Here is a 10,861-nt window from a genome sequence, read left to right on the forward strand (position 1 = left end):
GTCGGTGTTGTGGTTTTCGCCAAAGTGGTTGTTCGTTCAACGAATTGAACGCATACTACTCCACAGACCCGTTCAATACGTTGAACGATCGTCTGTCAGCTCAACCACAACACCGACTGAAAGGAGGGAAATCATCATGCCTACACAGAAGAAACCGCGCCGCAGCCGCGCCACCAATCCACGTCAGGATCGCCGCGTCGTCGTCTACGGCGTCCAGCGCGAGAAGCCAGATTTGCGCAAGCTCAGCCGCGCCGTCATTGCCATGGCACAGGCCGAAGCCGAGCGCGAAGCCCAGGCGCAGCACGAAACGAATCTGCGCCCACGAGGAGACCGTCATGACTGACCGGGAGTGCACCCTGCGCCAGCTCGTCTGGCAGGAAATTTACTGGCCACAACCACTGGACAACACCCACACCGTGAACCTGCTGCGCCACTGGGCCGCCCAAACGCACGCCCCACAGATCATCCTCGAAACCCGCGCCACCAAGACCGGCACCCGCTACCTGGTGGCCACCCAGCGCCGTCACACCGCGATGATCCGCCGGGACATCGAACAATTGGTGCCCGGCACCATCGTGGCTGACGACGGTACCGAACGAGGGAAGACGGGGATGGCTCGGCGCCTGATCGTCAACCAACCAATCCGCAGCCTGGAATCCCGTGATACCGAGGGCAGCACCCGGTCGATTCTGGCCAGCCTGTCCGGCCTGCGAGGCTCCGAGGTTCTGGTGACTCAAATCGTGCTGGGGCCACGACTGGCACCGCACCTGGTATCTGGTCGGATTCAGCGCGTCGACCAGGGTATGGGCTCGCTTGTCCTGTCAGGCAGCCAACCCGAACAACGCAGCCAGGTCACGCGGCAGGTCGAAGTCAAGCAGTCCGAATACGGCTTTGCCGCCGTGCTTCGCATCGGCGTTCACGCGGTAGACGAAGCCCGTCGCAAGGAGCTGCTCCAGCGCGTTGTGGGTGCCTTTCGCACCCTTCTGGCTCCTGGTCTGCGCCTGCAGGATCGCCGTGAAAAGGCGGCAAGTATCAACGATCCAGCATCGGCGTGGGCCTTCTTTACTCCCGCCCAGCGCCTCTCGGTTACCGAAACCGGGCTCCTGAGTGGCTGGCCGGTAGGGAGCACAAACACCCCATACCCAGGCCTGCCACCGATCCATCCTCGCCAGGTACGACCGTCCTTCGCCGCCGGTGAAGGCCACCGCATCATTGCCCAGGCAACCGCCCCAGGATCAACCGAAACCCGGCTCGGCATCACGGCGGATGACAGCCGACGCCACCTCTGGCTCATGGGGCCAACCGGCGTCGGCAAGAGCTCGTTGCTGCTGAGCATGATCCGTGATGACATGCTGGCGGGTCGTGGATTGGTGGTGATCGAACCCAAGGACCTGATCCGTGACGTCCTGGAGCTTGTCCCTGATGCGCGGCGAGATGACATTGTGCTGCTCGATCCACTCGACGGTGAGCCGGTGGGAATCAACCCACTCGACCTGCACGGGCGATCCCCCGCGCTGGTGGCCGATCAGATCTTCGGTACGTTCAAGGCTCTCTATGGGGCCGATGGGTTGGGGCCACGATCTTCGGACATCCTGCGTCAAAGCCTGTTGGCTTTGGCTACGCGGGGAGATGCCAGCCTGGCCATGTTGCCGGTGCTGCTCACCAATCCTGGCTTCCGGCGCTCGGTCACCCATCAGATGTCCCGCAGCGACCCGTTCTCGGCCGGGCCGTTCTGGCACTGGTTCAACAGTCTCTCCTCCGAAGCCAGTGCCCAGGTGACGGCTCCACTACTGAACAAGTTGCGCCCGCTATTGGATCCGCATCTGCGTCAGGTGGTGGCCCAACGTCAGCCACGCTTCAACATCCGTCAGGTTCTCACCGAACGCAAGATCCTACTGGTGCCACTCCAAAAGGGAAGAATCGGCCCGGAAGCCGCCGAACTACTCGGCGCGCTGGTCGTGGCGGAACTCTGGCAAGCCATCCAAGAGCGCGCCTCGATCAACCCCAAAGACCGCGACACCGTCATGATCTACCTTGATGAGGTGCAGGACTACTTGCGGTTGCCGACGGATCTTGGGGATGCACTCGCAACGTCCCGCAGCTTGAGTGCCGCCTTCCACGTCGCTCACCAATATCTGGATCAGCTGCCGGTCACCATGCGCTCGGCATTCGAAGCCAACTGCCGCTCCCGCGTGTTCTTCCAGCTGGCAGCCAAGGACGCTCGCGCCGCCGCTGCCATGGCCCCGGGACTGGACGCCGAGGACTTCGCGGCATTGCCGGCTCGCCATCTCTATGCCCAACTCGTCCACCAGGGAACGGTCACCGACTGGGCATCGGGCAGGACACTCACCACCCCAAAGAAAACTGCCAACGTCGCAGATATCAAGGCCCGCAGCCGCCGCCAGTACGGACAACCCATCGACGCCATTGAACAGGGACTGCTCGAAGTCCTGGACAGCTCGCAGGAAAACAACGGCTCGGGCGGACGACGCCGAAGGAGCACCTCATGAGCGACGCAACACCACTACCGGCCGACTACCCGACCGAGTCGAACCGGGAACAGCCGAACCCGCAGGCTAGCGGCAAAAGGACGACGACAGGGGCGACGAATACCGTTGCTCTTCCAAGCACCGGCTCACATACGGGGCCACGTATCAGCAACCGTCGACTTGAGGATATTCGCACCAGTCTCAGTGACCGCGACCTGGCCATCCTGGGATCAGTCGAACGCTACCGCTTCCTCAGCGCACGGCATCTGCAATCCCTGCATTTCACCGACCACGCATCACCCGAATCAGCGTCTCGTACCTGTCGACGGGTTCTGGCCCGGCTACGCGGCCTGCGCATCCTGGGTGTGCTGGATCGTCGCATCGGTGGCATCCGAGCAGGCTCCGAAGGGCTCGTATACTACGTCGATACCGCCGGAGACCGCATCCAACGTGGCAGCACCCAGGCACGGACTCGTCGGCGCTTCGACGAACCATCCGCCCGCTTCCTCGACCACACCCTGGCGATCGCGGACATGGCCATCGCCGTCATGGACGCTGCACGAACCCACGGTGCCGAAGTCGTCAAGAACGACCCCGAACACCACGCCACCCGCACCTACCAAGATGGGTACGGTGTCCCCCGAGTCCTGCGACCAGATCTCTATATCGAACTGGCCGCATCGGTCGGGGACGACGAGGTGAGCGCTTTCTTCATCGAAGTCGACCTGGGTCATGAAAGCCTGCCAACCCTGCTGGGGAAATCGCTGGCATATGAGGACTACCGGGTAACCGGCAGCGAGCAACGCCAGTTCGGCGGCTTCCCACAGGTCATCTGGGCCATGGACGCCTACCGCACGACCACCGCGCTCCGGCGCCGCAAAGCCCTGGGAGATGCCATCGAGCGGAACCACCGCACAGCCATGAGTCTGTACCGAATTCTGGCACTTCAGGACACCGCCGAGGCACTGGTTCAGGGGTTGCACCATGACTAATCCGGCCAACCAGCTACTCATCGGCGATGCCCTGGAAACCCTGCGCACCTTGCCACCCGGCAGCATCGACATGTGTCTGACCAGTCCGCCGTACTTCCGGCTACGCGACTACGACGCGTCCGGCCAGCTCGGGATGGAGGAATCGGTGGACGCATGGGCGCACACTATCCGGCAGATCACCCAGGAGATCCACCGCCTCCTGGTGCCAACCGGCACGCTCTGGCTGAACCTCGGCGACACTTACGTCACCCATCCGCGCCAAGGGGCACCGCCCAAAAGCCTGGCTTTGGCTCCCGAACGTGTTGCCCGACTCCTGCAAGAAGATGGCTGGATCCTGCGCAACAAGATCATCTGGGCCAAGCCGAATCCGATGCCGACCAGCGTCCGCGACCGGCTGACAGCCACCCACGAGGTGATCTACGTTTTCGCCAAGCAATCACGCTACTTCTTCGACCTGGACAGTATCCGAGTCCCGCACTGCTCCAAGCCGGGCACGCCACCGCCGGATCGAACCCGGCGACCAGCCAAGGAGCACTGGCGCGGCCCCAATGCGGACTCGACCACGGGGCTGGCTGCGATGAAGGCTCGAGGCGTTGTCGGGCACCCGCTGGGCAAAAACCCGGGCGACGTCTGGAGTATCGCCACGGCGGCGGGCAAGGGCAGTCATCACGCCACCTTCCCAGAGCCGCTTGCCACCCGTTGCATCCTGGCAGGCGTGCCAGAGGCGCGCTGCATTACCTGTAAAAGACCGCATACGAGAGCGCTGCGCCGGTTAGGGGAAACAGCCACCCGGCTGGCACTCGCCGCCACGTGCACGCACCAGGACGGCACCGAGCCCGGGATCGTGCTTGATCCGTTTATGGGATCGGGCACCACCGCTGTGACCGCCGAGCGTCTACACCGCCAGTGGGTTGGTATCGAACTAAATCCAGACTTCGCCCGCGAGGCACTGGAGCGGATCACTACCGCCCGGGCATCCCCCACGTCATGAGCCGATGGCACTCGTCGGTGCCATGCGGATTGGTGAGTCAGGTTCCATCCCGGAACCTCGCCAACCGCAAGCACCGAGGAGTTGTCATGACGACACCACCGGTTGACGGCATCGACCGTCACACCCAGGGCAGCGTGAAAACGCTGGCCGTCCGGCTCGAACCCGACATCCACACCCAGCTGGTGCTCATCGCCCAGCTGCGTGGCAGCACCCTCACCGAAGAGATCCGCCAAGCCTTGGCCGCGCACATCGCGCAGGTCAAGGCCAACACCGATCTGGTCTCGCAGGCCGAATCGGCCATGGCAGAGATCGAACGTGAGGCAGCCGCCCGCCGCGAGGCCATCGCCAGCCTGTTCGGCAACGAACAGGCCCCGGCAAAGCCCCGCACGGCGCGTGGACGGTAATCGAGCCACCCTCCCGGCAGGTGCCAGCGCGAGACGAATCCATTTGGGTTCTCTCCGCTGGCACTGCCGGGCACACCACCAATTTTGAAGGGAGGAACCATATGAACCACGAACAGACACCCGGCGCACAACCGGAGCACGAAAGCACCCACACCACACCCTCGATCTATATCGCCTCACTGGCCGACTACAACAACGGCCGGCTACTGGGTGACTGGATTGACGCCACGATTGGAGCCGACGCTATCCATGAAAAGATCGCCGCCATCCTCGCCCGCTCGAAGGAGTTCGCGCCTGAGGAATGGGCAATTCACGACTACGAAGGATTCGGCACCAAGCGCTTGGGCGAATACGAGTCCATCGAATACGTGGCCACGCTGGCCGAAGGCATCGAAAAGCACGGCGAAGCTTTCGCCGCCTGGGTCGACTACTCCGGCTTGGACGTCGAAGAGTGGCACTACTTCGAAGACGCCTACCTCGGAGAATATGCCAGCCTGACGGCCTACGCCGAGCAGATCGTCGAAGATCTGGACTGGCGCAGCCGCATCGATGAGCACGTACCTGAGGGCTTGAAGTCGTATGTCCGCATTGACACTGAACAGATGGCTGAAGATATGCGCCACGGTGGCGAAATCTATTTCGTCGAATCAGACGTGGGAATCTACGTATTCAACGGCCATATCTGACGAACGTCGAATGATAAGGCAGTACTTCCTGCCTTGACGGAATAGATGTTGTGGAATTCGCTTAAACCGTTGAACAAAATGAACGACCGGTTCATACTACGGACAGAAATTGGAGACCACCGACATGCAAGACCACGACATACAAAAACTGGCGGACGCCATCCGCGAACGCCGCGAAGAACTTGGCCTGTCCGCAAGCGAAGTCGCCAGGCGGGCCAAGATCGCCAAGGGAACGATTACCCGCCTGGAGCTTGGCCAGATCGGCAGCCCCCGCATGGACAACCTCCGCTCGATCGCCGACGTCCTGCAGATCCCGCTTACCAACCTACTGGCCGAATCCCGTGTCCTGCGCGGCTCTGACCTCCCCACGCTGCAACCCTATTTGCGCACCAAGTTCAAGGACATGCCCGAAAGTGCCGTCCGCGAAATCGAAGAACATTTCAAGGCTGTGGCCACCCGGCACGGCATCGACACCACAAGCGGCCCCGCACCCGGCGAGGACGAATAACCCAAACCATTCTCAGCGAAAGGAGAAGCCATGACTAACATCAGCACCCCATCACCATTTGAGCGCAGCGTCCTGTCCACCCTCCGATCGCTCATTCCCAGCCGTCCAGTGCATTCACTGGCTGAAGCCAAACAAGTCGCCGAACATCAAGCCATCCGGCTGCTACAGCTCCACCAGCTCACCGAAGGCCCGGTACCCGTCGAGTTCCTCGCCGAACTTCCCAAGATCGAGATCGAACTCGTCGAAGCACCCGTTTCCGGGGCCAGCTTCTGGAACGGCAGCGCCTGGATCATCCAGCTGAACAAGCATGAAAGCTATTGCCGCCAACGTTTCACTCTGGCGCACGAATACAAGCACATCATCGACCACAACCGGGCCGACCAGCTCTATCTGGGGACGAAGGATGTCAGCGCCGCGCAGCAAGCTGAGCAGGCCGCCGACTACTTTGCCGGATGCCTGCTTGTGCCGAAGATGCTCCTCAAACGCGCCTACTACGGCGGCATGCAGCGACCATCCGATCTGGCCAAGTACTTCCAAGTATCCGAGATCGCCATCGTCGTTCGATTGCGCCAGACCGGCATCACCGAACCGACACCACGCTGCCTGCCAACCAGCACACCATTTTCCCGTCCATGGCAATACGCCACGAACAATCGCACCCGACTACAAGGAGTCTGACCATGACCACCAACGACATCGAGGCCCTGCGCCCACGCAAGGCCGTCCTTTACCTGCGCGTCTCCAGTAAGAAGCAAACCGAGACCGCCAGCGACATCGACAAGGACGGCAACTCAATAGCCACCCAGCGCGATATCTGCGAGCAGAAAGCTAGCTCCCTTGGCGCTGAGATCGTCCATGAGTTCGTCGAGCCCGGCGTCTCGGCTCAGACGATTGAAAAGCGCCCAGAATTCCAGGCCATGATGACATTCCTGGCCGATAACCGCGATGTCGACTACGTCATCGTCTATGCCCGCTCACGCGCATTCCGCAACTTCGTTGACGCCGCGATTACCCGCCGTCACCTCGATAAGCTCGACGTCCGGCTACTCTCGGCCCGTGAGGACTTCGGCGAAGGCACCTACGCCGAAGCCATGGAAGCGGTCACCGACATCATGAACCAAGTGCAGAACCAGCTCAGCGGCGAAGACATCCGGATCAAGATGCGCAACAAGGCTATAAACGGCGGCACGCTGACAAAAGCCAAACTCGGATACCTCAACATCCGCAAGGACATCGAAGGGCGCATGATCAACAGCATCGGGCTTGACGAGAAGCGCGCCCCGTTTGTCCTGAAGGCTTATGAGTTGTATGCCACGGGCAACTATTCGATCGAACGGCTCGAAGCCACCATGGCCGATCTCGGGCTCACGTCGAGACGAACCACCCGCTACCCCGAACAGCCGGTGTCTGCAAGCAAACTGCACACCATGCTCAAGGATCCTTACTACGTCGGCTTCCTGGTCTACAAGGGAGATATCTACCCGGGTCGACACGAACCGGTTGTCGGCCAGGACCTATTCGATCAAGTTCAAGAAGTCATGAGCGCACGCAGTGGTGCCGGAACTCGCGACCGCGTCCACAACCACTATCTGAAGGGCATGCTATTTTGCCACAAATGCCACGTGCTGGGCAGGGAAAGCCGAATGATTTACGTTCAGGCAAAGGGTCGCAGCGGCTCACTTCATGAGTACTTCTTTTGCCGGGCCAAGCAGGAAGGCCTTTGCGACACCAGGTACATTCCAACCTACGTAATCGAAGATAGTGTCGTTGACGAATACGCTCGGCTCAAGCTTGAGCCTACATTCGAAGCTGACATTCGAAACCGCCTAACGACGGCGCTCGACAGCGAACAGGAAGATATCAAGGCCACCTACGCCGCACTGCGTAACCAGCTATCCGAAATCGTGCGGAAAGAGTCTCGTATTGTTGACCTCGCCGCCGACGGCACACTGCCAACCAGCAAGATTCGCGAGAAGCTGTTCGAGCTGGCACAGCAGAAGAACCGCATCGAAGACAGCCTGGCGAACGTCGAGGGCAAGATTGCGGCTGGCGGCAAGTTGCTCGCGGCGGCACTGGATCAAGTCACTGACACTCAGCGCTATTACCATGCTGCCCCGGATAAGGTCCGACGGATTCTCAACGAATCCTTCTATCATTTCTTCCGCGTTGCCGAAGACGGGAAGGTCTCCGCAGAATTGAATCATCCATTTGATGACATCATGGCCGCCCAGGCGGCGTTCTCCGGCCTGAAAACGGCATCGAACGAGTCGTCCCAAGTATCGACCCCGTCGTCCCAAAATGGGCCGATTTTGACCGTTTCAGACATATTGAATGCCCAACCTCGGGGCAACAAAAATGGCGCCGATTTCTCGACGCCATCTCTGTTATTGGAACTGAAGTGGATCTACTCGAACCATGGTTCGAATAAAACTACTCTGGTCGGGATAACAGGATTTGAACCTGCGACCTCGTCGTCCCGAACGACGCGCGCTACCAAGCTGCGCCATATCCCGGTGTTGTACCAACGAATAAAAAGTTTACCGACTTTTCACTCCAACACCTAATCGAAGCCGTTGGCTCTACATCACACGATCGCCTTGCCGGGGTTCAGGATGCCCTGCGGGTCGAAGACAGCCTTGATCTTTCGCTGCAGTTCCAGCACTTCCTCGGACTGTTCCCACGCCAGCCATCCACGCTTCACGGTGCCCACGCCGTGCTCACCGGTGATGGTTCCGCCCACCTCCAACGCAGCGCGGATGGACTCGTCAAGGGCTGCATCGAGCCGGGCCACGCCCTCGGTTCCGTCGTCGGGGTCCACCCAGAAGGTGGGATGCAGGTTGCCGTCACCGGCGTGGGCGACGATGCGCACCATGACGTTGTTGCTGGCCGCAATCCTGTCCAGGGTCCCCATGTAGTCGACCATGGCCGACCGGGGCACCGCGATGTCCTCGCCAACCCGGTACTGGTCGTCCTGGCCATCGCCGCGGCTGGCGCGGCGCATCTCGATCAACCGCACGGCTTCCTCGTCGTCGGGTTCGCTCACCTGGGCCCCGAGGCCCTCCAGCGCCGAGCGCACGATACCTGCCTCGATCTCCGCTCCGTGTCCGTCCGTACGCACCAGCAGCAGCGCGCCGCCGCGGGCGCTGAGGTCCGAGCCGTAGGCCGCATCCAGCACACGCATGGTCCCGATATCCAGCAACTCCAGGATCGCCGGCTGCACGCGCACCCGGGCGATCGCCACTACCCCGGCCGCAGCCTGGACGACATCCGTGAACACCGCGGCGATGGAGCAGGTCCTTTCACTGAGGTAACGCAGGCGAACGGTCACGGAGACGACAACCGCCAGGGTACCTTCCGAGCCAACCAACAGCGAGGTCAGGTCGTAGCCGGCGACACCCTTGAAGGTGTTTCGCCCGGTGCTGATCAAGGTGCCGTCGGCCAGCACGACCTCCAGGCCAAGGACCGAGTCGGTGGTGACCCCATATTTGGCGCAACGCAGTCCTCCGGCATTGGTGGCCACGTTTCCGCCGATGGTCGATTCCTTGTAGCTGGCCGGGTCTGGCGCATACATGAGACCGTGCTTGGCGACGGCCCTGTTCAGCACCGCATTGATGACTCCGGGCTGCACCACTGCCACTTCGTCTTCCGCGCGGATCTCCAGGATCCGATTCATGCGTTCGAGTGAGAGCACGATGCAGCGCGCCACTGCATGGGCGCCGCCTGAGACGCCCGTCCCGGCCCCGCGCGGCACAACCCTGACCCCGGCCGCCGAGGCGAGCCGCAGGGCCGCCTGGACGTCTTCCACGCGCTCGGCAAAGACCACGGCCAAGGGCAGCTGGTGGTCGACGATCTTCCCGAAGTCGTGGCTGTGGGACTGAAGCACCGTGGGGTCGGTTGATACAGCTCCCTCACCGATGTGCTGGACCAGGTCTTCAATCAACGCCACATCGGCGATTTGTTGGCTCATGCCGCCCTTTCGAAGCATCTTGGCTATGGCTGTGACGTCACGGGGTACACAGCCGTCTGTGTCAGGGGGCTTAGCGCTCGGCCTGGCCGCCGGCTCCCATAAAGCGAGCATAATACTCGAGGACCTCGGGCCAGTCCGTGTACCGATCGTATTGCTGCTGGCCGATCTCCCCGGAAGCCCAACCGTCATGTGTCAGGACCACTTCGGTTCCGCTGCCTTGTTCGTGGAATTCCAGGCTCAAATGGGTGGGCGGGGCTGTTTCCATGCCGAGCGTGAAGTCCAGGACGATGCTATCTGGTGCTTCGAGGTGAACGACCTTGCCCCAGAGGTGCTGGTCTCCGTCTTCAGACTCCTCAAGCAGACTCCCCCGTTCGAAGGTCACATGGCTGCCCGGGCCGAACTGCGAGAATTTGCCTACAGGCCACCAGAGGTGGATGTACTCGGAGAAGCCTTCAAATGCCTGGTCTGCTGATACCGGAACGTTCACCGTATGCCGATGCTCCGGCAAGTGGTAACCGTCTTGGGAGCTTGGCTCATTGGCTGATGCCGCGTGTGAAAATAGTCCGTCCATTCCTCAACCCTAACGGCTTTGGCCATGAAGGTCGCTTGCGAGACATCCGGTCCGGTGCCCTGGTTCCCGCGGGGCCGGCCGGGTGCCGGTTCTTAAGCGGGTGCGGCCCCCGGCGGGTGCCGGGGGCCGGGAACGGGCGTTAAGCATCGGAACCCCCAAGCCWSWGGCTTGGGGGTTCCGGGACAGGGTGTCCGGCGGTGACCTACTCTCCCACACCCTCCCGAGTGCAGTACCATCGGCGCGGTGGGTCTTA

11 protein-coding genes, 1 tRNA gene and 1 pseudogene are annotated in these 10,861 nt (G+C 61.5%); 9 read left to right on the forward strand and 4 right to left on the reverse strand.

What is annotated here, in order from left to right; genetic code table 11:
* The first annotated feature begins 136 nt into the window (after positions 1-136).
* From BLJ79_RS23160 to BLJ79_RS23995, 9 genes and pseudogenes are all read left to right on the forward strand, one after another.
* A complete protein-coding gene (locus BLJ79_RS23160; protein WP_096254327.1) occupies positions 137-343 on the forward strand; it encodes a hypothetical protein in 207 nt (68 codons plus the stop codon).
* Positions 336-2,510 carry a type IV secretory system conjugative DNA transfer family protein gene (locus BLJ79_RS21920; protein WP_071216942.1) on the forward strand — a complete coding sequence of 725 codons (2,175 nt, stop codon included), beginning with the start codon at positions 336-338 and terminating at the stop codon, positions 2,508-2,510. Before BLJ79_RS23160 ends, BLJ79_RS21920 begins: the two co-directional genes overlap by 8 nt.
* The gene (locus BLJ79_RS21925) at positions 2,507-3,481 is read left to right on the forward strand and encodes a replication-relaxation family protein (RefSeq protein ID WP_083411554.1); all 975 of its coding nucleotides are present in this window, start codon (positions 2,507-2,509) and stop codon (positions 3,479-3,481) included. Before BLJ79_RS21920 ends, BLJ79_RS21925 begins: the two co-directional genes overlap by 4 nt.
* The gene (locus tag BLJ79_RS21930; RefSeq protein ID WP_071216943.1) at positions 3,474-4,472 is read left to right on the forward strand and encodes a DNA-methyltransferase; all 999 of its coding nucleotides are present in this window, start codon (positions 3,474-3,476) and stop codon (positions 4,470-4,472) included. The genes BLJ79_RS21925 and BLJ79_RS21930 overlap by 8 nt, the downstream gene beginning before the upstream one ends.
* An 86-nt stretch (positions 4,473-4,558) precedes the next feature.
* A complete protein-coding gene (locus BLJ79_RS21935) occupies positions 4,559-4,876 on the forward strand; it encodes a YlcI/YnfO family protein (RefSeq protein WP_071216944.1) in 318 nt (105 codons plus the stop codon).
* 101 nt (positions 4,877-4,977) lie between these two features.
* Complete coding sequence (locus BLJ79_RS21940) at positions 4,978-5,562, forward strand: antirestriction protein ArdA (protein WP_071216945.1); 585 nt, start codon at positions 4,978-4,980, stop codon at positions 5,560-5,562.
* A 124-nt stretch (positions 5,563-5,686) separates the two neighbouring features.
* Positions 5,687-6,070: a helix-turn-helix domain-containing protein gene (locus BLJ79_RS21945; RefSeq protein WP_071216954.1), complete on the forward strand. Its 384-nt coding sequence runs from the start codon at positions 5,687-5,689 to the stop codon at positions 6,068-6,070.
* Between the two features lie 30 nt (positions 6,071-6,100).
* Positions 6,101-6,748 (forward strand): ImmA/IrrE family metallo-endopeptidase, encoded by a 648-nt coding sequence (locus BLJ79_RS21950; protein WP_071216946.1) that lies wholly within the window; start codon positions 6,101-6,103, stop codon positions 6,746-6,748.
* A gap of 2 nt (positions 6,749-6,750) precedes the next feature.
* Positions 6,751-7,557 (forward strand): annotated as a pseudogene (locus tag BLJ79_RS23995) (recombinase family protein); the annotation flags it as partial.
* A gap of 405 nt (positions 7,558-7,962) precedes the next feature.
* On the opposite strand, the gene BLJ79_RS23175 reads toward BLJ79_RS23995, so the two are convergent.
* The 4 genes from BLJ79_RS23175 to BLJ79_RS21975 all read right to left on the reverse strand — a co-directional run bounded on the left by BLJ79_RS23175 (position 7,963) and on the right by BLJ79_RS21975 (position 10,608).
* Positions 7,963-8,346, reverse strand: a complete 384-nt coding sequence (locus BLJ79_RS23175; RefSeq protein ID WP_139195021.1) for a hypothetical protein — start codon at positions 8,344-8,346, stop codon at positions 7,963-7,965.
* 160 nt (positions 8,347-8,506) lie between these two features.
* Positions 8,507-8,583, reverse strand: a tRNA-Pro gene (locus BLJ79_RS21965).
* A gap of 71 nt (positions 8,584-8,654) precedes the next feature.
* Positions 8,655-10,037 carry an FAD-binding oxidoreductase gene (locus BLJ79_RS21970; protein WP_071216949.1) on the reverse strand — a complete coding sequence of 461 codons (1,383 nt, stop codon included), beginning with the start codon at positions 10,035-10,037 and terminating at the stop codon, positions 8,655-8,657.
* Between the two features lie 70 nt (positions 10,038-10,107).
* A complete protein-coding gene (locus BLJ79_RS21975; RefSeq protein WP_071216950.1) occupies positions 10,108-10,608 on the reverse strand; it encodes an SRPBCC domain-containing protein in 501 nt (166 codons plus the stop codon).
* Between the last annotated feature and the right edge of the window lie 253 nt (positions 10,609-10,861).

It is taken from the genome of Arthrobacter sp. UCD-GKA (assembly GCF_001863355.1).
Lineage (GTDB): Bacteria > Actinomycetota > Actinomycetes > Actinomycetales > Micrococcaceae > Paeniglutamicibacter.

Coding starts and splice junctions, on each gene's coding strand:
- BLJ79_RS23160 (WP_096254327.1), top strand. CDS start 137: ATGCCTACACAGAAGAAACCGCGCCGCAGCCGCGCCACCAATCCACGT.
- BLJ79_RS21975 (WP_071216950.1), bottom strand. CDS start 10,608: ATGGACGGACTATTTTCACACGCGGCATCAGCCAATGAGCCAAGCTCC.
- BLJ79_RS21950 (WP_071216946.1), top strand. CDS start 6,101: ATGACTAACATCAGCACCCCATCACCATTTGAGCGCAGCGTCCTGTCC.
- BLJ79_RS21945 (WP_071216954.1), top strand. CDS start 5,687: ATGCAAGACCACGACATACAAAAACTGGCGGACGCCATCCGCGAACGC.
- BLJ79_RS21935 (WP_071216944.1), top strand. CDS start 4,559: ATGACGACACCACCGGTTGACGGCATCGACCGTCACACCCAGGGCAGC.
- BLJ79_RS21970 (WP_071216949.1), bottom strand. CDS start 10,037: ATGAGCCAACAAATCGCCGATGTGGCGTTGATTGAAGACCTGGTCCAG.
- BLJ79_RS21930 (WP_071216943.1), top strand. CDS start 3,474: ATGACTAATCCGGCCAACCAGCTACTCATCGGCGATGCCCTGGAAACC.
- BLJ79_RS21925 (WP_083411554.1), top strand. CDS start 2,507: ATGAGCGACGCAACACCACTACCGGCCGACTACCCGACCGAGTCGAAC.
- BLJ79_RS21920 (WP_071216942.1), top strand. CDS start 336: ATGACTGACCGGGAGTGCACCCTGCGCCAGCTCGTCTGGCAGGAAATT.
- BLJ79_RS21940 (WP_071216945.1), top strand. CDS start 4,978: ATGAACCACGAACAGACACCCGGCGCACAACCGGAGCACGAAAGCACC.